The organism is Thauera sp. WH-1 (genome assembly GCF_047806685.1).
Taxonomy (GTDB): Bacteria; Pseudomonadota; Gammaproteobacteria; order Burkholderiales; family Rhodocyclaceae; genus Thauera.
Window position 1 is genome coordinate 1 of record NZ_JBLQGP010000027.1, and the last position, 18,518, is coordinate 18,518.

Genomic DNA, 18,518 nt, shown 5'->3' on the forward strand with positions numbered 1-18,518 from the left:
ACCGGCGTCTGGCACCACCCGCTGCTCGCGCTCGAGACCGTGTGCGACTTCATCGTCATCGATCGCAGCGGGCCGGGGCACAACTGCGACGAGATCCAGCTCGAGCGCCCCGGCGTCATCGCCGCTGCGAGCTGAGGGGGCAGGCAAACGCAGCGCCGTGACCCACGACACGCCCCCGTCTCGCGAGCGGTCGGCGCTGGCGCGCGAGGCTGCTAGCATGGGTCTTTTGGTCCTTGCCTTTGCCCATGCGCACCCCCCAGTCGAGACTGTTCCAGGCAGCCGTGATGCAATCCTGGAACGCGATCGTGATCACCGACGCCGACCTCGCTGTGGGCGGACGGGTGGAGATCGCCAACCCGGCGTTCTGCAAGATGACCGGCTACACGCTGGACGAACTGAGGGGACGCTCGCTCAAGATCCTGCAGGGGCCGGAAACCGACCCCGCGGTGATCGACGAGTTGCGGAACTGCCTACGAGAAGGGCGCGTCTTCGAAGGCACGGCGGTCAACTACCGCAAGGACGGCTCGGCCTACACGGTGCGCTGGAGCATCACCCCGGTCCGCGATGACGATGGCGTGGTCACCCATTTCGTGTCGGTGCAGCGGGACATCTCCGAATCGATCCGCGCCGAACACGAGAACCGCCTGCTCGCGCGCGCGCTCGATGCCGCGAGCGACCCGATCATCGTGACCGATGTCGACAAGCGCATCATCTTCGCCAACCTCGCCTTCGCCAACGTGACCGGCTATGGGGTCGAGGAGGTGATCGGCAAGACCCCGGCCCTGTTCCGCTCCGGCGAGCACGACGACGAGTTCTACGCCACGCTGCGCGCCTCGCTGGCCAGCGGCAGCGACTTCCGCGCCACCTTCATCAACCGCCGGCGCGACGGCTCGCTTTACCATGCCGAGCAGAGCATCTCGCCGATCTGCGACGACACGGGCCGCGTCAGCCACTACGTCAGCGTGAGCAAGGACATTTCCGAGCGGGTCGACCTCGAACAAGCCCTGCGCCAGGCCGCGACCGAAGACACGCTTACCGGGCTGCATAACCGGCGCCACGGCCTGCACCTGCTCGAGGCCGCCCAGCGCAGGACGCAGGCGCAGGGGACGTCGCTGAGTCTGCTGGTGTGCGACATCGATCACTTCAAGCGGATCAATGACCGCTTCGGCCACCCCGCCGGCGATCGCGTGCTGCGTGAGGTCGCGCGCATCCTGCGCCAGTCGGTGCGCAGCCGCGACACGGTGATCCGCTGGGGCGGCGAGGAGTTCGTGGTTGTGCTCGAGGATTGCCCGCAAGGGCCGGCAGCAGAGCTGGCCGAGCGCATGCGAGCACGCGTCGCCGAGCATCGGGATGCGGAGGTCGGCACGTGCACGGTGTCGCTCGGCCTCGCCACACGCGCGCCGCACGAGACGACGGACGCCTTGTTCGCCCGCGCCGATGCGGCCCTCTACCAGGCCAAGCGCAGCGGACGCAACCGCCTTGCGGTCGCATGAGGCCTGTCGGGGTACCGGCCTGACGCGAACAGAAGCGCGAGCTCGTCGAAGCCCTGACAAAGGAAACCTGCCGCGTCCTCGACTGCGACCCGGGCGCGGTCGACATCATCCTGATCGACGTCAAGCGCGAGCGCTGGGCGACCGGCGGCGTGCTGTGGTCGGAGCGAAGCTGAGTCACTGCGCTCGGCACGGCGCCACCTGCCCGACCACGAAATCGAGGACGAGCGATAGCGCCATCGGGCTCAGGCAGGCGGACGTTCAACGCGACCTCGATCCTCGTCTGCCGCTGCGGCCGAAAAAGGCGCCCACGCATAGTCGCCGAAAGCACTCAGTGCTGCGCTGACGTCCTGGTCGGCGCGCAGCGAGAACGCATCGAAACCGCAGCGCTGCAGGAAGTACAGCTGGTCGCGGAGAATGTCGCCGATCGCGCGTAATTCGCCGGTGAAGTTGAGGCGGCCTCTCAACAGGCGCGCCGTCGAATAACCCCGCCCATCGGTAAAGCTCGGAAAATGGATGGCGACGAGACCGATGTCCGCCAGATACGGCGCCACGGCGTCGGGTTCATCATCCGGGCCGAGCAGGATCGCGATGCGGTGCCCTTGCTTCTGCAGTACTTCGGCGTGCCTGCGGTAGTGCGCGAGCGGCACGATCTGCAGCGGGCCGGCGGGGGTCAGGTCGATGTCGTCGAGGGCCTCGTGCGAGAGCAGGCTCCATTCGTCGGCGACGATGCGCCCACCCTTAATGAGCGGCTTCATGGCGTTCTCCATAGACGGCACGCTTGAAAGGTTCGAGGCCGATGCGATCGAGCGTGTCGATGAAGCACTCTTCGGCGAGGCGCTCGCGTACATAGGCCTGCACAAGCCGTTCGATGACGTCGGGAATGTCGCTGGCCGCGAAGGACGGCCCGATCACGCGCCCGAGGCGGGAGCGCTCGCCTTCGCTGCCGCCCAAGGTCACCTGGTACCACTCCTCGTTGTTCTTATCGACGCCGAGGATGCCGATGTGCCCGATGTGGTGATGGCCGCAGGCATTGACGCAGCCGGAGATGTTCAGCTCCAGCGGACCGAGGTCGAACAGATAGTCGAGGTCGTCGAAGCGCGCCTGGATCGCGGCGGCGACCGGCAGGGATTTCGCATTGGCCAGCGCGCAGAAGTCACCCCCGGGGCAGCAGACGACATCGGTCAGCAGGCCGATGTTTGGCGTTGCGAGCCCGCTTCTCCGCGCGATCTCCCACAGCGCATACAGGTCACGCAGCGGCACGTTGGGCAGGATCAGGTTCTGCTCGTGACTGACGCGGATCTCGCCGCCACTGAAGCGCTCGGCCAGTTCGGCGACCAGGTCCATCTGGTCGGCTGTCGCATCGCCCGGCGGCACGCCGGTCTTCTTCAGCGACAGGGTGACGATGCCGTGCCCGGGGTGCCGATGCGACGCCACGTTACGCTCGACCCAGCGCGCGAACGGGCGATTCTCGGCGCGAGGCGCAACGAAAGCCAGATCGGTTGCCCGCGCGTCGCCGTACGCAGCTGGCGCAAAGAACGCTTCCATCGTCTCGAAGGTGGATTCCGGGATCAGGCTTCCCGCGCCGCGCGTATCACGCCATTCCGCGTCCACCTCGCGTGCGAAACCTTCGACGCTCAAATCCTTGACCAGGATCTTCATCCGCGCCTTGTACTTGTTGTCGCGACGTCCGTAGCGGTTATAGACGCGCAGGATCGCCTCGAAGTAGTTCAGCAGCTCGGCGCGTGGCAGAAAGGGCTTGATGCAGTGCCCGACCATCGGCGTGCGACCGAGGCCGCCGCCGACGAAGATCTCGAAGCCGGGCTCGCCTTGGTCGCCCAGCCGCGCCCTCGCACCGATGTCGTGGAATCGCACCGCGGCGCGGTCCTCCTCGCCGCCGGCGATGGCGATCTTGAACTTGCGCGGCAGGAACTGGAACTCGGGCGCCAGCGCCGACCACTGGCGGACGATCTCGCAATAGGGGCGCGGATCCACGATCTCGTCGTGCGCAACGCCGGCGAACTGGTCGGTCGTGATGTTGCGGATGCAGTTGCCCGAGGTCTGGATCGCATGCATCTGGACCGTGGCCAGCAGGGCCAGGATGTCCGGCACGTCGGCAAAGCGGACCCAGTTGAACTGGATGTTGCTGCGCGTCGTGAAGTGTCCGTAGCCGCGGTCGCAGGTGCGTGCGATGTGCGCAAGCATGCGCAACTGCATGCTCGACAGCGTGCCGTAGGGGATGGCCACGCGCAGCATCGGCGCGTGGCGTTGCAGGTACAGCCCGTTCTGCAGACGAAGCGGGCGGAAGTCGTCCTCGCTGAGCTTGCCGTCGAGGTGGCGCTGCATCTGGTCGCGGAACTGGCGGACACGGTCATTGACCAGGCGCTGATCGGTTTCGTTGTAGCGGTACATGATGGCTGAGTGTTCAGTGGGTGGGCAGGATGAAGGTGCTCTGCTCGCGCACGGCAAGGCTTCGGTCGTGCAGCGCCACCGCCTCGAATGCGATCGGCTGCACGCCCGACGGCATGCCGTCGAGCGGGGATGACAGGGTGAGCGTGACGGTATGGACGCGCCCCGGCTCGACCATGAACTCGAAGGCCCCCTCGATCCGCAGCCCTGGCAGGCCGCTCACACCGATGCGGAACTGGCGGGCCGCCTCCTCCATGTTGATGAGCTTGAGGGTGTAGCTGTTCTCGATCCGGCCGTCCGTGGTCTCCTGCATCAGGGCGCCGCGATCCCGGTGCACCTCCACACGCAGCAGCACGCGCTCGTTCAGGGTCCATGCCCCCAGCGCCGTGAACACCAGCAGCAAGCCGACATAGACCAGGGTCCGCGGCCGCGACCAGACCGCGGCGGCCTTGGGCTGGCCGGCAAGCTCGCGTTCGCTCGCGAAGCGGATCAGGCCGCGCGGTGCGCCGATCCGGTCCATGACCTCGTCGCAGCCGTCGATGCACAGGCCGCAGTTGATGCACTGGTATTGCAGGCCGTCGCGGATGTCGATGCCGGTCGGACACACCTGCACGCAGATCCCGCAGTCGATGCAGTCGCCCTTATCCTTGTTACCGGCACCGGCCTGGCGCAAGGCGCCCCGCGGTTCTCCGCGCCGGGCGTCGTAGCTGACGTTCGCCGTATCCGGATCGAGCATCACGCCCTGGAAGCGCGAGTACGGACACATGTGCTGGCATACGGCCTCGCGTGCCAGCCCCGCCTGCAGATAGGTGAAGGCCGCGTAGAAGATCAGCCAGAAGGTCTCCCAGGGCCCGGTCTGAAAACCGGCGATCGCCGGCAGCAGTTCCCGGATCGGGGTGAAGTAGCCGACGAAGGTGATTGCCGTCCACGCCGCCACCAGCGCCCAGATGCCATGCTTGACCGACTTGATCAGCAGCTTGCGCGCCGACATCGGGCTCTGGTCGAGGCGCAGGCGCGCGAGGTGGTCGCCTTCGACCTTGCCTTCGATCCACACGAAGATCGACGTATAGACCGTCTGCGGACAGGCGAAGCCGCAGAACAGACGCCCTGCGAGGGCCGTGGTGAAGAACAGCGCGGTCGCGGCGAGAATGAGGACGAAGGCGAGCAGCAGCGCATCCTGCGGCCACAGGACCAGGTCGAAGAGGTAGAGCTTCTCGTCGACGATGTCGAACAGGATCGCCTGCCGCGTCCCCGCTTCCGTTGTCCACGGCAACCAGCACGCGCCGTAGAACACGATCTGGGTGAGCCACACCATGGCCCAGCGCAGGCTGTTGTAGCGGCCCTGCACCGCCTTGGCGTGGATCTTTCCCTTCTTGCGATAAAACTCCAGCTTGGCTTCGCGCACCTTGCTGACGGGTGGGTTCATGAATGTGCTCCGGCTCTGACGATGGCCGGAAGTACATCACCCGGGGCGAAACAGGTGCAGATTCAGATTGGTCGATTTGGAACAGGTACAGATTCGGCGCAAGGGCTTCGCTGTGCCTGCCGGCTATCGACTCGACTGTTCCTGTCCACGCCGCTGCAGGCGGTCACAATCACGGCATCGAATCAGGAGTGAAACCCCGTGATCGCCAATACGATGAGTCTGCCCGCCCCAGGAGGTGAGGCGAGCCCCAATACCGGCAGGGTGCCGGGCAATAAGGGCATCTGGGTCGGGATCTGCTGCGAATTCGTCGAGTTCCTGGTGCTGTTCGTCGTGTATTTCGTCGCCCGCGCGCACTTTCCCGACGCCTTCCACACCGGAGCGGAGCGGCTCTCGCAGACGGCCGGCGTGGTGATCACCTTGCTGATGGTGAGCAGCAGCTTCTTCATCGCCTGCTCGGTGACGAGCCTGCGCGCCGGACGCAGGCGCCAATCGATCGGCTGGCTGATCGCGGGCCTGGTCGCGGCGCTGGGCTATCCGGTAGCCAAGTACTTCGAGATCCAGTGGAACCTCGCGCACGGTATCGATGGCCAGTCAGGGATCTTCTTCACTGTCTATTACTACCTGACCTTCACCCATATGGTGCATGCCTTCTGGGGCATTCTCGGCATCCTCTGGGTCCTGACCCGACACGGGTTCGGGATCTATACCGCCGACGAGCACAGCGGTCTGGAGGCGCTCGCCAGCTACTGGCACGCGACCGACATCATCTGGCTGGTCATCTTCCCCTTCTTCTACGTTCTGGTCTGATCATGGAAACGATCGCGCGCAAACCCGCCACCTCACTTCGGCCCCTGGTCCTGACCTGGCTGGCCCTGGTCGGGCTGACCCTCGTCAGCCCGCAACTCGGCAACGGTCTCGGCGGGCAGGACGCCGTGCAATTGGTCGTCGCCGCAATCATCTGGCTCAAGGGCCACCTGGTTGCGCGCCACTTCATCGAGGCTGAGCTGGCTCACCCCTTCCTTCGCAACGTGCTGCGCTTCTTCATCGCCTTCACGCCGATCGCGATCGTGCTGACGACCTTCTTCGGCGACAGCTTCGCCCGCTTTGCGAGCCTATAGCTGCCGCTTGATCAGCCTGCCGAGCGTGGCCAGGGCCTGATCCTGGCGAGAGCTTGCGGGATGGCCGAAATTGAGCCGAAGGTAGTTGGAAAACTCGCGCTTCGCGGAAAAGATCGGCCCCGGCGCCGTGCTGATGCCGTGCGCGAGTGCCTCTTTGTGCAGCCGCAGCGCATCGACCTGGGCGGGCAGTTCGAGCCACAAGAAGTATCCGCCGTCCGGCCGCGCCAGACGGCTACCGGCCGGGAAGTGCGCCTCAATGCCGGCCAGCAGTTGCGCTTGCTGGGTGGCAAGCTGCCGGCGCAGGTGGCGCAGGTGGTTGTCGAAGCCGCCGTGTTTGAGGTAATCGGCCAGCGCGATCTGCATCGGCACGGCCGTCGCCAGGCTGGTCGCGTATTTCTGCCGCTGCACCTTTTTGGCGAAACGCCCTGCCGCGACCCATCCCACGCGGTACCCCGGGGCGACGCACTTCGAGAACGACGATACGTGCAGCACCAGTCCGTCGGTGTCCATCGCCTTGCTGCACAAGGGCGCCTCGCGGCCGAAGTACAGCTCGGCATAGACATCGTCCTCGATCAACGGAACCTGGTACTTGCGCAGCAGTTCCAGCAACGCGCGCTTGTTCTCGTCCGATACGCGGCTGCCGGTCGGGTTGGCGTAGTTGAGCATGAACAGGCAGGCCTTGACCGGATGATGGCGCAGCGCGTCGGCCAGCGCATCCAGGCTCACCCCCTCGCGCGGGTGGCTCGGGATCTCGATCACCTTGAGCCCAAGGCGTTCGCTCGCCTGCAGCCCCGCGTAGAAGGTGGGTGACTCGATCGCGACCAGGTCGCCGGGCTGGGTCAGGGCCTGCAGGCAGAGGTTGAGCCCTTCCATCGCCCCTGAGGTGACGACGATTTCCTGCGGCGACACCGAGGCGCCATGCGCCAGGTAACGCAGTGCGAGCTGTCGGCGCAGTTCCTCGTTGCCCGGTGGCAGGTCGGTCACCGTGGCCAGCGGGTCCAGGTGACGCGCGGCTGCGGCGAGGAAACGGCCGAGCTTGTCGAGCGGATACAGGCGCGCGTCCGGAAAGCTCGACCCCAAGGGGACAATCGCAGGATCGCGCACGCTGTCGAGGATCTGGAAGATGAAGTCGCTGACCTCGAGCGCCGTGGAGCCGCCCACCGGATGGCTCATCTCCGGCTCGGGGAGTTTGCTCCCGAGCCGGGCCCGCACGAAGTAGCCCGACCTGGGCCGCGCCTCGATCAGGCCCCGGCTCTCGAGCAGGTGGTAGGCCTGCGTGACCGTGATCGGGCTGAGGCCGTGCGTCTTGCAGGCCTGGCGAACGGACAGCAGCTTGTCGCCCGCGCGCAACACGCCGTCCGCGATCAGCTGTGCGGTCCTGTCGGCAAAATCCTGGTAGAGGCTCATGGGAGACAATGCTAGCAACCCCGCGCGAGCTCGGCATTACGTTTGAATGGCGAACCCGCCATGGCCGTGTCCCACGACACCCCGCAGCTTGAACGGTCGCCTACGTCAAGGCCCGGACCAGCTCGGTCAGGTCGGCCGCTTCCACATGTGGCCGCTCCGGGTGCGCCCACGGCGATTGGTCGCGATTGATCCAGGCCGCCTGCATGCCGGCTGCGCGTGCGCCCAGCACGTCGAGCAGCGCATCGTCGCCCACGTGCAGCACCGCCTCCGGCGCGACGCCCGCGGCCTCGGCCGCGACGTGGAAGATGCGGGCGTGGGGTTTGGGCACCCCCACCTGCAGCGCAGCGACGCTGGCGACGAAGAAGGCGCCCAGCCCGACACGGGAGATTTCGGCGTTGCCGTTGGTCAGGCTCACCAGCGGAAAACGCGCGGCCAGGGCTTCGAGCGCGGGCAGCGCGTCGGGGAAGAAGCTCACCGCGTGGCGTGCCTCGAAGAATACCTCGAAAGCGGGCTCGGCGAGCTGCGGGTCCTCGCCTGCGCTCGCGAGCGCGACGCGGATCGACTCGCGACGCAGGGTGGTGAGGTCGTGCACGAGTTCGGGCCGCTGCTGGCCAAGGGCGTCGCGAACTTCGCGCAGTGCCCGCGGGTTCGCATAGCGTTGCGCCGTCAGCGGCGCATTGAGCGCCAGCCAGTCGTGGAGTGTCTGTTCGGCGCGCTCGATGGTCGGCCAGACCGGCCACAGCGTGTCGTCCAGGTCAAGCGAGATCGCCTTGATTCGGTTCAGGTTCAGCATGGTGGCCATGGTAACCGAGCGGCGCGCGGCGCGCCCGCTCACGGCTTCAGGCGATACCCCGTCCTCAGCATCCAGGTCGCGATCGCGACGAACACCGCCAGAAACAGCAGGGTCATCGCCAGGCTTACCCCCACCGCCACGTCGGCGCTGCCGTAGAAGCTCCAGCGAAAGCCGCTCACCAGGTACACCACCGGGTTGAACAGCGACACCGTGCGCCACAGCGCCGGCAGCATGTCGATCGAATAGAAGCTGCCGCCGAGGAAGGTCAGCGGAGTGATGATCAGGAGCGGCACCAACTGCAGCTTCTCGAAATTGTCCGCCCAGATGCCGAGGATGAAGCCGAGCAGGCTGAAGCTGACCGCGGTCAGCAGCAGGAAGGCGATCATCCACAGCGGGTGCTCGATGCGCAGCGGCACGAAGAAGGCCGCGGTGGCGAGGATGATCACGCTCAGGATCACGGCCTTGGTCGCGGCCGCGCCGACATAGCTCAGCACGATCTCGAAATGCGAGATCGGGGCCGACAGCAGCTCGTAGATCGTGCGCGAGAACTTCGGGAAGAAGATGCCGAAGGAGGCGTTCGACACGCTCTGGGTGAGCAGGTTGAGCATGATCAGGCCGGGCACGATGAAGGCGCCGTAGCTCACGCCCTCGACCTCGGGGATGCGCGTGCCGATCGCCGAACCGAACACGACGAAGTACAGCGTGGTGGTGATCACCGGCGCGAGCACGCTCTGCAGCAGCGTGCGCTTGGTGCGCGCCATCTCGAAGAAGTAAATCGCGCGGACCGCGTGCCAGTTCATCGTGCGCCCTCCCCTGCGGCCGTGGCGATGTGACGCTCATCCGCCGTGGTGGCCTGTTCGCGCTCGCTCACCAGGCTGACGAAGATCTCTTCCAGCGAGCGCTGGGTGGTGTGCAGGTCGGCAAAGGCAATGCCGGCAGCGGCAAGGTCCTGCAGCAGGTCGGCGATCGCGTTGTCCTCGGTCTGGGCCTCGTAGCGATACACCAGCGTGCTGCCGCCCTTGCCCAGCGTCAGGCCGTAGCGCGCCAGTGCGGGCGGAACCTCGGCGATCGGTGCCGCCAGCTGCAGCGTGAGCTGCTTGCCGCCGAGCTTGTTCATCAGCGCGTCCTTGTCCTCGACCAGGATCAGCCGGCCCTTGGCGATGACGCCGATGCGGTCGGCCATCTCCTCGGCCTCCTCGATGTAGTGGGTGGTCAGGATCACGGTGACGCCGCTGTCGCGCAGCCGGCGCACGAGCTGCCACATGTCGCGCCGCAGCTCGACGTCGACGCCCGCGGTGGGCTCGTCGAGGAACAGGATGCGCGGCTCGTGCGACAGCGCCTTGGCGATCAGCACCCGGCGCTTCATGCCGCCCGAGAGCATCATCAGCTTGGCGTCCTTCTTGTTCCACAGCGACAGCTCCTTCAGCAACTGCTCGATGTAGGCCGGGTTGGGCGGCTTGCCGAACAGGCCGCGAGAGAAGCTCACCGTGTTCCACACCGTCTCGAAGGCATCGGTGGTGAGCTCCTGTGGCACCAGGCCGATCAGCGCCCGTGCCGCGCGGTAGTCGCGGATGATGTCGTGGCCGGCCACGCTCACCGTGCCGGCGCTCGGGGTGACCAGGCCGCACACGACGCTGATCAGGGTCGTCTTGCCCGCACCGTTGGGGCCGAGCAGGGCGAAGATCTCGCCGCGGCGGATGTCGAGATCGACGCCCTGCAGCGCGGCGAAGCCCGAAGCGTAGGTCTTGGACAGACCGGATAGGGAGATGATCGATTGCATGCGGGGAAGATAGCAGATCGCCGCGCGCCGGCTCGGTCTCGTGAGCGGCCGCACAGCCGGCGCCCCCCAATCGCACGACACGAAGCGACTGCGCAGGCGCTGACGGCGCGGAAACGGGGCCCGGCCTGCTCTAGAATGAGCAGCGTCACCTTGCCCTCCACCCTCGACATCCGCGCCGCCCTGCCACCGAAGCCCTCGCAGGGCGCGCCCTCGCCTGCGAGTGATCAACCGGAACCGCCCCGCCATGCTCCGTAGCTGTCGTTCCCGTCGCCCCGGCGGCTGCGCATCCGGCCGCCTGCCGAGGCTCGAGCCGGTCGCAGACGGCCGACGCGGCATGCTGTTGGGGGCGTGCGTCGTTTGCGCGGGCTCGCCGCCGCGGGTGCTGGCGCCATGAAGTTCGGCATCGCGGCCAAGCTCGCGGTGGTGCTGGCGCTGGTCGGCATGCTCGCCGCCGGTATCTCCGGCTTCTATGCGTACAGCGCAAGCAGGGGGCTGCTGGTGCAGTCGGCGAAGGCCGAGCTGCTGACCTCCACGCGCGTGCTCGCGCGCCGTATCACCGTGGTGCGGCAGGAGATCTCCCGCACCCTGCGCGCGCTGGCCCGCCACCCCGCTGCACTCGCCGTCCTCGATAACGGCAGCCCTGCCCGCGCGGCCGAGCTCGCCACCCAGTTCGCCTTGCTGCAGGAGGCCAACCCGTCCTATTTCCAGATCCGCCTGATCGCGGCCGACGAACCGGGTCTCGAGCGCGTGCGCGTCGACCGCAACGGCAGCGCCCTGCTGCGCGTGAGCGGCGATCACCTGCAGAAGACGGGCCACCACCCCTATGTGTTCGAGACGCTGCGCCTGCGCGCGGGCGAGGTGTACATGTCGCGCGTCGCCCTCAACCATGAGCGCGCTGCGGATGCCGCCCTCCGCCAGCCCAGCGTGCAGTTCGCCACGCCGGTGGTCGACGCGAGCGGTCGCACCCGGGGCGTGATCGTGATCAACGCCGACCTCAACGGCGTCTTCGGCCTGCTCGCGGCCGACCTGCCCCCCGATTTCCAGCTCTACCTGACCAACGGCAGCGGTGATTACCTGATCCACCCCGATGCGTCGCGCACCTTCGGCTTCGACCGGGGCCGGCGCGTTCGTGTGCAGGACGAGTTCCCCGCCACACAGAAACTGGTCGACGGGCGGGTGGAGGACCTGGTCATCGAGGCGCGAAGCCCGACCGATGACAAGGTCGCCGTGGTGGCCGGCTTCATCGCCGCCTACGCCCAGGTCCACACCGCGGACAACCGCTTCGTGCTTGGCCTCGCGCAGCCGCTCGACTCCATCCTGGCCCGCGCCGCACCGCTTGGCGGCGTGGTGATGCAGATCGTGCTCGGCCTCAGCATTGCCGGCATCCTCATCGCCAGCATCCTGGCGCGGGCAATCACGCGACCGATCAACGCCCTGAGCAACGCGGTCGAGTGCTTTGCCGATGACGGTCGCGGCCCCGCGCTGCCGGTCCGGCGCCAGGACGAGATCGGCGTGCTGGCGCGCCGCTTTGCCGAGTTGCGCACCAAGGTCGCCCAGCAGATGGGCGAACTCGAGCACCTTGCGCAACACGACCCCCTCACCGACCTGCCCAATCGCGCCCTGTTCGACGATCGCATGCGCGTGGCACTGGCGGCCGCGCGCCGCGACGAAAGCCGCCTGGCGCTGCTCTTCATCGACCTCGACGATTTCAAGCCGATCAATGACCGCTTCGGCCACGCCGCCGGCGACCGCGTGCTCAAGGGCGTGGCCGCGCGCATCCGGCAGAACATCCGCGAATCCGACACCGCCGCCCGCATCGGCGGCGACGAATTCGTCATCCTGCTGCGCAGCGTTCAGTCGGTCGACGACGCGGCACGCGTGGTGCAGAAGATCGACGAGGCCATCGGCCAGCCCTTCGAGCTCGACGGCCATCGCCTGCGCGTCTCGGCCAGCATCGGCGTGGCCGTCCATCCCGAGGACGGCCTCGACGCCGCAGCCCTGTCGCGCCACGCCGACGCGGCCATGTACCGTGCCAAGCAGGATGGCAGGGCGGCAGAGCGCAGCGGCTAGCAAGGATCGGCCGCCCCGGCTGCGGCGTCCGCGCCGCGCTGGCGCTCAGCCCAGCGTCGCCGTCGCCAGCTTGGCGCCGAAGCCGATGAACACCCCGCCCACGCCCGCGGTGGCGCCTGCGGCCACGCGGCGATGGCGGCGGAACTGCGCGGCCAGGCGCGCGCCGGCGAAGATCAGCACCGACAGGTAGAGCACGCTGCAGATCTGCACGATCACGCCCAGGATCACGAAGGACAACGCCGGATGCGCGTAGGTCGGATCGACGAACTGGATGAAGAAGGAGACGAAGAACAGGATCGCCTTCGGGTTCATCAGGCTGATCACGAGCGCGGTGCGGAACGGGTGGGGCGTGCTGCGCACCGGCGGATAGTCCGGCTTGCCATCACCGACCGCCTCGGCGCGCTCGTCCCCGCGCCGCCAGGTGGCAAGCGCGCTGCGCAGCAGGCTGAGCCCCACCCATGCCAGGTAGCCGGCCCCGGCATACTTGATCACCATGAACAGCTCGGGCGTGGCGCGCAGCACCGAGGCCATGCCCATCACCGCAAGCAGCATCAGGATGGTGTCGCCGACGAAGATCCCGGCCGCGCCCTGGTAGCCGGCACGCGTGCCCCAGCGCGAGGCCGCCGCCATCACGTAGAGCGAATTGGGCCCCGGCAGCAGCACGATGAAGATGGTGCCGAGGATGAAGGTGGTGAGGTCGGTGATGCCGTAGAACATCGCGCGGTTTCCTTGCAGGCGGACGAGCGGGAACGGGCCGTGATTGTGCGCCGCCCGGCAGCCCATTTCCAGCGCCCGGGCGCTGCGTTCAGCGTCGCTGCGCGACGAACTCGAGCGGCGGGTCCACGCTGTGGCTGCGGCGGATCTCCAGCCGGATGTGCAGCGCGTCGCCCTCGGGCTGCATCTCGTAGCGCTGCTCCAGCTCGCTTGGCGGCGCGCTGCCGGACTGCGATGCGCTGCGCGTCAGGAAGTGCAGGCGGCCGTCCCGCCACTCCACGGCCTCGAGCGCGCGCGGGGTGCCGAGAAAGCTCGCCCGGCCCTCGACCCTGCCGCCGCGCAGTTCGAATTCGTACTCTTCCCGCAGCGTCAGATCCCACGGATAGGAGACCTCGGCGGTCCACGTGCCGGCGATGGCCTCCGGGCCGGGCGCCGGGTCGCCCTCGAACCACCAGGCGCCAAGCCCGAGCGCGACACCGAGCGCGACCACCACGGCCAGCACACGCCTGCGCCGGTCGGTCGTCGCTGCCGGCCTCGCAGGGGTCGTCAGCCACTGCGCGAGCACCGCCTCGAGCCGCGCCAGGTCGGCGGACCAGGTCGCGTCGCCCAAGGCCAGCGCGTGGCGGTTGGCCAGGCTGCGCAGCGAGGGCGGCAGCGACGCGGCGGCCGGCATCGGCGCCCCGCCGACCAGGATGGGCACCACCGGCTTGCCCGAGGCGAGCGCCTGCTCGATCTCGCGGCGGACGAAATCGCCCGCCAGATCGAGGCGGCGCTGCCCGTCCCGCGCGGCATCGAGCCAGCCCGGCCCGATCACCACCAGCACGGCCTCGACCCGGCGCAGCTTGCGCTCGATCACGGCCTCGAAATCCTCGCCGGGCGTGATGTCGTCGACATCCCGAAAGACGCTGCCCACGCCCAGGCGCTGCTCGAGCGCGTCGGTGAGCCGGCCGGCAAAGCCGGCGCTGTCCTCGCGACGGTAGGAGACGAACAGGCTGGGCATGGCAGACGGTGCTCGATGGCTTGGAGCTTCATTCAAGCATGCGCCACCATCGCCCGCCAGCCGGCCGCCTACAGGAACACGAACTTGGCGAGGAAGAGCACGAACAGCGCGTACAGCGCCGGCGAGATGGCGCGCAGCTGGCCGGTGCAGAACTTCAGCACGACGTAGGCGACGAAGCCGAGCGCGATGCCGTTGGCGATCGAGAAGGTGAGCGGCATCATCACGGCGGTGACGATCGCCGGGATGGTGTCGGTGTAGTCCTCCCAGTCGATGTGGGCGAGGCCGGTGGTCATCAGCATGGCGACGTAGATCAGCGCGCCGGCGGTGGCGTAGCCCGGGATCATGCCGGCCAGCGGGGCGAAGAACATCGCCCCTAGGAACAGCACGCCGACGGTGATCGCGGTGAGCCCGGTGCGCCCGCCCGCCTCGACACCCGAACAACTCTCGACGTAGCTCGTCACCGGCGGGCAGCCGACGCAGGCGCCGATCACGCTCGCGCTGCTGTCGGCCTTGAGCGCCTGCGGCAGGTTCTCGATGCGGCCGTCAGCCTTGGTCAGCCCGGCGCGGTGCGCCACCCCCATCAGCGTGCCGGCGGTATCGAACATGTTCACAAACAGGAAGGCGAGGATGACGCTGATCATCGCGACGTCGAAGGCGCCGGCCACATCCATCGCCAGCAGCGTCGGCGCCAGGCTCGGCGGCATCGATACCAGCCCGCCGTACTCGACGATGCCCGCCGCCCAGCCGAGGAAGGTGACCGCCAGGATGCTGATCAGGATCGCGCCGAACACCCGGTAGTGGCTGAGCACGCCGATCATCAGGAAGCACAGCCCGGCGAGCGCCGCGGGCAGCTCGAGCATGGACCCCATGGTGACCAGGGTGGCTTCGCTGGGCACCACGATGCCGGCGATCTTGAGCCCGATGAAGCCGAGGAACAGTCCGACCCCCGCCCCCATCGCGAAACGCAGGCTGTGCGGGATGCTGTCGAGCAGCCACTGACGCAGCCGGGTGAAGCTCATCACCATGAACAGCACGCCGGACAGGAAAACCGCGCCTAGCGCCACTTCCCAGCTGTAGCCCATCTCACCCACCACGGTGTAGGTGAAGAAGGCGTTGAGCCCCATGCCGGGCGCCAGCCCGACCGGCCAGTTGGCGTAGAAGCCCATCAGCAGGCAGCCAAGGGCGGCGCCGATGCAGGTGGCGACGAAGGCCGCGCCCTGGTCCATGCCGGCCGCCGCCATGATCGTCGGGTTGACGAAGATGATGTAGGCCATCGTGATGAAGGTGGTGAGGCCGGCGAACACCTCGGTGCGCACCGTGGTGCCATGCGCGGTGAGGCGGAAGCGACGCTCCAGCCAGCTGTCGGGAGGGGCTTGCGCGGCATCGGCCGCGGCAGCCGTGGTGGAAGTCTGGGGGTGCATGAAGGGTCTCCTCTCGGCCGGCTGCGATGCGGCATCGGCCCGGGTTTGGTTTTGTGCATCCCGGCTTGGCTGCGGACCTCGCCGGAGGTGCTCTCGCACTGCCCGCCGCTCTTTGTTAACAATTTTGGCAACGACAGCGCTTTCAGTTTAGGCAGCCATGGCCAGTGGCGCCCATATGAGTTTCGCAATACCGCGCATCAGCCCTTCCACATACCGTGACGACGCGGTGGCCCGAAGCCCCTCAGCCGCCTGCCTTCGCCACATCGCCATCGAGTCCGAGCAGGCGGGCGATGCCGGCGTCCGCCCCTCGGCCACCCCGATCCAGCGCCAGCCGACCTTCGAGATGGCCGACATGCTCGATCATCAGCGCGCGTGCGCGCTCGAGGTCGCGCGCCGCGATCGCATCGAGGATGTGCTCATGGTCGCTGAGCATGCAGGTCGGCGGCGACTCGCGGCGATGGGCGAGGACCACCAGCGGCGTGCGGGTGACGATCTCGTCGAGGAAGGCGGCGAGCACGGTGTTGCCCACGCGCTCGGCAAGCTGGAGGTGAAAGTCGATCGACAAGCGCAGCGCCTGGCGCAGTTCGCCCGCCTCGTAGGCCTCGCGCTCGCGCCGCACCAGCGCGCGCAATGGCGCGAGGTCGGACTCGTCGAAGCGCTCGACCGCCAGTTCGACGACCGCCGCCTCGATGTAGCGGCGCGCGGTGAACAGGTCGCGCCCCTCGGCCGCCGACGGATGGGCAACGAACACCCCACGATTGGGCGCGTGCGTGACCAGGCGATAGATCTCCAGCCGGGCCAGCGCCTGGCGCACGACGGCGCGGTTGACACCGAAGGCGTCGGCGAGCGCCTGCTCCTTCAACTGCAGCCCGGGCGCCAGGCGCTGGTCGAGCACCGCATTGCGTAGCGACTCGAAGACGCGCTGGATCTCCTCGGTCGACGGCGTCCTCGCCGCCTTACCCGCCGCCATCGCCACAACAGGGTCCTGTTCTTGCGCTTCGCTCACGTCATGACCTCCGTCCGCGCCCGTCCCCTGCGGTCACGCTTGCCGAGCGGGCCGCGGGATTATAACGGGATCGTGATTCCCCACATCCGCCCGGCGCCCCAACGTACCCCCGCCAGAGTTGCAGCAATGACCCGCAAACCCCGATGGCGCGGGGCTGCGCGCCCTCTCCGCCCTTGCCGCCAGGGGCTGAGGGCGGGCAAGCGCAGTCGATCCACGCCGGCCCTATATTGTTGACAATCTTGTCATCAACAACCAGGATTCACTCGCCGCCCCGATCTTGGACAAGCCGGTGCGGCCGGCGTAAAACAAACAGCAAGGCGCCGCGCAACCGTCCCCGCCCGCCGCGGGTCGACTGCACAGTGCGCGCCCCACCAGGAAGAGACGATGAACACAGACACAATCCGCTTTCTGCTCAACGGCGAACCGGTCGAAGTGACCGGCATCGCGCCCACCACCAGCCTGCTCGCCTGGCTGCGCATCCACCAGGGACTGACAGGCACCAAGGAAGGCTGCGCCGAGGGCGACTGTGGCGCCTGCACCGTGGTCCTCGGCGAACTCGCCGGCAGCGCCGATGCCCTGCGCCTGTACAGCGTCAATGCCTGCATCCAGTTCGTACCGGCGCTCGACGGCAAGGCGGTGTTCACCGTCGAATACCTGCGCCGCCAGGCCGGCGACGGCCTGCACCCGGTGCAGCAGGCCATGGTGGACTGCCACGGTTCGCAATGCGGCTTCTGTACGCCCGGCTTCGTGATGTCGCTGTGGGACCTGTACAACGCCTGCGTCCCGGACGGCACGCGCCCCGACCCGGCACGCATCCGCAGCCAGCTCACCGGCAACCTGTGCCGCTGCACCGGCTACCGGCCGATCATCGAGGCCGGCGAGCGCATGTTCGAGCACGCCGAGTTGCCGCTCGACCGCGAGGCGGTGCGCGCCGCCCTGCTCCGCCTGCGCCGCCGCGAGGCGCTCGACTATGTTCATGAAGGCACCCACTTCCTCGCCCCGCGCACGCTCGCGCAGCTCGTCGCGCTGCGCAGCCAGCGTCCGCAGGCCACGCTGCTTGCCGGCTGCACCGACATCGGGCTGTGGGTCAACAAGCAGTTCCGCGAGGTCGGCGACCTGATCTACATCGGCCAGGTCGAGGACTTGCAGCAGGTCGGCGAGGCACACGGCAAGCTGCACATCGGCGCGGCGGTGTCGCTCAGCGACGCCTTCGCCGCGCTCTGCCTGCCCTACCCCGAACTGGGCGAGCTGTGGGAGCGCTTTGCCTCGCCGCCGGTGCGCAATGCCGGCACGCTCGGCGGCAACATCGCCAACGGCTCGCCGATCGGCGATTCGATGCCGGCCCTGATCGCGCTCGGCGCCGAGGTCGTGCTGCACGGCCCCCGCGGCCGCCGCAGCCTGCCGCTGGACGCCTTCTACCTCGACTACATGAAGAAGGACCTTTCCGCCGACGAGATCGTCGAGGCGGTCGAGGTGCCGGTGCACGAGTCGGCGCTGCGCTTTCGCAGCTGGAAGGTGTCCAAGCGCTTCGACTCGGACATCTCGGCGGTGTGTGGCGCCTTTGCGCTGCGCCTCGAGGCCGGGGTCGTACGCAGCCCGCGCATCGCCTTCGGCGGCATGGCCGCCACGCCGCGGCGCGCCCTGCGCACCGAAGCCGCCATCGAGGGCCGGCGCTGGGACGAAGCCGCGCTGTTCGCCGCCCTGCAGGCCCTGGCCGAGGACTACGCGCCGCTCAGCGACCTGCGCGCGAGCGCCGACTATCGCCGCCGCACCGCCGCCGGCCTGTTGCGCCGCTTCTACCTCGAAACGCGCGCGCAGGATCCGCTCGACGCGCAGCAGACGCGCGTGTTCGCCGCCTTCGACAGCTTCGCCGCCCAGCCCTGA

The 18,518-nt window shown here is 68.1% G+C and carries 17 protein-coding genes and 1 pseudogene; 7 read left to right on the plus strand and 11 right to left on the minus strand.

Going from position 1 to position 18,518, the window contains the following annotated elements; translation table 11 throughout:
* The 3 genes and pseudogenes from ACMV5O_RS19055 to ACMV5O_RS19065 all read left to right on the plus strand — a co-directional run.
* The coding region (locus ACMV5O_RS19055; protein WP_416164965.1) for an ureidoglycolate lyase at window positions 1-135 on the plus strand (135 nt) is incomplete at its 5' end.
* Between the two features lie 110 nt (window positions 136-245).
* Window positions 246-1,493 carry a diguanylate cyclase gene (locus ACMV5O_RS19060; protein WP_416164935.1) on the plus strand — a complete coding sequence of 416 codons (1,248 nt, stop codon included), beginning with the start codon at window positions 246-248 and terminating at the stop codon, window positions 1,491-1,493.
* 35 nt (window positions 1,494-1,528) lie between these two features.
* Window positions 1,529-1,666: pseudogene (locus tag ACMV5O_RS19065) on the plus strand (4-oxalocrotonate tautomerase); the annotation flags it as partial.
* A 69-nt stretch (window positions 1,667-1,735) separates the two neighbouring features.
* Here ACMV5O_RS19065 and ACMV5O_RS19070 read toward each other — a convergent pair.
* From ACMV5O_RS19070 to ccoG, 3 genes are read right to left on the minus strand one after another with little or no spacing between them, the layout of a single operon-like run.
* A complete protein-coding gene (locus tag ACMV5O_RS19070; RefSeq protein WP_416164936.1) occupies window positions 1,736-2,260 on the minus strand; it encodes a DUF934 domain-containing protein in 525 nt (174 codons plus the stop codon).
* Window positions 2,232-3,902 (minus strand): nitrite/sulfite reductase, encoded by a 1,671-nt coding sequence (locus ACMV5O_RS19075; RefSeq protein WP_416164937.1) that lies wholly within the window; start codon window positions 3,900-3,902, stop codon window positions 2,232-2,234. The genes ACMV5O_RS19070 and ACMV5O_RS19075 overlap by 29 nt, the downstream gene beginning before the upstream one ends.
* A gap of 13 nt (window positions 3,903-3,915) precedes the next feature.
* Window positions 3,916-5,325, minus strand: a complete 1,410-nt coding sequence (ccoG, locus tag ACMV5O_RS19080; RefSeq protein WP_416164938.1) for a cytochrome c oxidase accessory protein CcoG — start codon at window positions 5,323-5,325, stop codon at window positions 3,916-3,918.
* Window positions 5,326-5,523: 198 nt separating this feature from the next.
* On the opposite strand from ccoG, the gene ACMV5O_RS19085 reads away from it, so the two are divergent.
* Both ACMV5O_RS19085 and ACMV5O_RS19090 read left to right on the plus strand, forming a co-directional pair.
* Window positions 5,524-6,132, plus strand: coding sequence for a cytochrome c oxidase subunit 3 family protein (locus ACMV5O_RS19085; RefSeq protein WP_416164939.1), 609 nt, complete (start codon window positions 5,524-5,526; stop codon window positions 6,130-6,132).
* A gap of 2 nt (window positions 6,133-6,134) precedes the next feature.
* Entirely contained in the window at window positions 6,135-6,443 is a 309-nt protein-coding gene (locus tag ACMV5O_RS19090; RefSeq protein WP_416164940.1) for a hypothetical protein, read from the plus strand.
* Here ACMV5O_RS19090 and ACMV5O_RS19095 read toward each other — a convergent pair.
* From ACMV5O_RS19095 to ACMV5O_RS19110, 4 genes are all read right to left on the minus strand, one after another.
* A complete protein-coding gene (locus tag ACMV5O_RS19095) occupies window positions 6,438-7,850 on the minus strand; it encodes a PLP-dependent aminotransferase family protein (protein ID WP_416164941.1) in 1,413 nt (470 codons plus the stop codon). The two genes, ACMV5O_RS19090 and ACMV5O_RS19095, sit on opposite strands and share 6 nt — an antisense overlap.
* A gap of 100 nt (window positions 7,851-7,950) precedes the next feature.
* Window positions 7,951-8,652, minus strand: a complete 702-nt coding sequence (locus ACMV5O_RS19100) for an HAD family hydrolase (RefSeq protein ID WP_416164942.1) — start codon at window positions 8,650-8,652, stop codon at window positions 7,951-7,953.
* 29 nt (window positions 8,653-8,681) lie between these two features.
* Entirely contained in the window at window positions 8,682-9,443 is a 762-nt protein-coding gene (locus tag ACMV5O_RS19105) for an ABC transporter permease (protein ID WP_416164943.1), read from the minus strand.
* Window positions 9,440-10,423, minus strand: coding sequence for an ABC transporter ATP-binding protein (locus ACMV5O_RS19110; protein ID WP_416164944.1), 984 nt, complete (start codon window positions 10,421-10,423; stop codon window positions 9,440-9,442). Before ACMV5O_RS19110 ends, ACMV5O_RS19105 begins: the two co-directional genes overlap by 4 nt.
* A 390-nt stretch (window positions 10,424-10,813) precedes the next feature.
* Between ACMV5O_RS19110 and ACMV5O_RS19115 the strand changes: the two genes are divergently transcribed.
* Complete coding sequence (locus tag ACMV5O_RS19115; RefSeq protein WP_416164945.1) at window positions 10,814-12,493, plus strand: diguanylate cyclase domain-containing protein; 1,680 nt, start codon at window positions 10,814-10,816, stop codon at window positions 12,491-12,493.
* A gap of 45 nt (window positions 12,494-12,538) precedes the next feature.
* Here ACMV5O_RS19115 and leuE read toward each other — a convergent pair whose 3' ends face one another.
* From leuE to ACMV5O_RS19135, 4 genes are all read right to left on the minus strand, one after another.
* Complete coding sequence (gene leuE, locus ACMV5O_RS19120; protein ID WP_416164946.1) at window positions 12,539-13,210, minus strand: leucine efflux protein LeuE; 672 nt, start codon at window positions 13,208-13,210, stop codon at window positions 12,539-12,541.
* 88 nt (window positions 13,211-13,298) lie between these two features.
* On the minus strand, window positions 13,299-14,207 hold the full coding sequence (locus ACMV5O_RS19125) for a toll/interleukin-1 receptor domain-containing protein (RefSeq protein WP_416164947.1): 909 nt from the start codon (window positions 14,205-14,207) through the stop codon (window positions 13,299-13,301).
* Between the two features lie 68 nt (window positions 14,208-14,275).
* Complete coding sequence (locus tag ACMV5O_RS19130) at window positions 14,276-15,628, minus strand: NCS2 family permease (protein WP_416164948.1); 1,353 nt, start codon at window positions 15,626-15,628, stop codon at window positions 14,276-14,278.
* Window positions 15,629-15,869: 241 nt separating this feature from the next.
* Window positions 15,870-16,634, minus strand: coding sequence for a GntR family transcriptional regulator (locus tag ACMV5O_RS19135; RefSeq protein ID WP_416164949.1), 765 nt, complete (start codon window positions 16,632-16,634; stop codon window positions 15,870-15,872).
* 384 nt (window positions 16,635-17,018) lie between these two features.
* On the opposite strand from ACMV5O_RS19135, the gene xdhA reads away from it, so the two are divergent.
* Window positions 17,019-18,518, plus strand: coding sequence for a xanthine dehydrogenase small subunit (xdhA, locus tag ACMV5O_RS19140; RefSeq protein ID WP_416164950.1), 1,500 nt, complete (start codon window positions 17,019-17,021; stop codon window positions 18,516-18,518).

Excerpts from the sequence above, each read along its gene's own strand:
- ACMV5O_RS19060 (WP_416164935.1), top strand. The coding sequence starts at position 246 with ATGCGCACCCCCCAGTCGAGACTGTTCCAGGCAGCCGTGATGCAATCC.
- ACMV5O_RS19070 (WP_416164936.1), bottom strand. The coding sequence starts at position 2,260 with ATGGAGAACGCCATGAAGCCGCTCATTAAGGGTGGGCGCATCGTCGCC.
- ACMV5O_RS19075 (WP_416164937.1), bottom strand. The coding sequence starts at position 3,902 with ATGTACCGCTACAACGAAACCGATCAGCGCCTGGTCAATGACCGTGTC.
- ccoG (WP_416164938.1), bottom strand. The coding sequence starts at position 5,325 with ATGAACCCACCCGTCAGCAAGGTGCGCGAAGCCAAGCTGGAGTTTTAT.
- ACMV5O_RS19090 (WP_416164940.1), top strand. The coding sequence starts at position 6,135 with ATGGAAACGATCGCGCGCAAACCCGCCACCTCACTTCGGCCCCTGGTC.
- ACMV5O_RS19095 (WP_416164941.1), bottom strand. The coding sequence starts at position 7,850 with ATGAGCCTCTACCAGGATTTTGCCGACAGGACCGCACAGCTGATCGCG.
- ACMV5O_RS19100 (WP_416164942.1), bottom strand. The coding sequence starts at position 8,652 with ATGGCCACCATGCTGAACCTGAACCGAATCAAGGCGATCTCGCTTGAC.
- ACMV5O_RS19105 (WP_416164943.1), bottom strand. The coding sequence starts at position 9,443 with ATGAACTGGCACGCGGTCCGCGCGATTTACTTCTTCGAGATGGCGCGC.
- ACMV5O_RS19110 (WP_416164944.1), bottom strand. The coding sequence starts at position 10,423 with ATGCAATCGATCATCTCCCTATCCGGTCTGTCCAAGACCTACGCTTCG.
- ACMV5O_RS19115 (WP_416164945.1), top strand. The coding sequence starts at position 10,814 with ATGAAGTTCGGCATCGCGGCCAAGCTCGCGGTGGTGCTGGCGCTGGTC.
- leuE (WP_416164946.1), bottom strand. The coding sequence starts at position 13,210 with ATGTTCTACGGCATCACCGACCTCACCACCTTCATCCTCGGCACCATC.
- ACMV5O_RS19125 (WP_416164947.1), bottom strand. The coding sequence starts at position 14,207 with ATGCCCAGCCTGTTCGTCTCCTACCGTCGCGAGGACAGCGCCGGCTTT.
- ACMV5O_RS19130 (WP_416164948.1), bottom strand. The coding sequence starts at position 15,628 with ATGCACCCCCAGACTTCCACCACGGCTGCCGCGGCCGATGCCGCGCAA.
- xdhA (WP_416164950.1), top strand. The coding sequence starts at position 17,019 with ATGAACACAGACACAATCCGCTTTCTGCTCAACGGCGAACCGGTCGAA.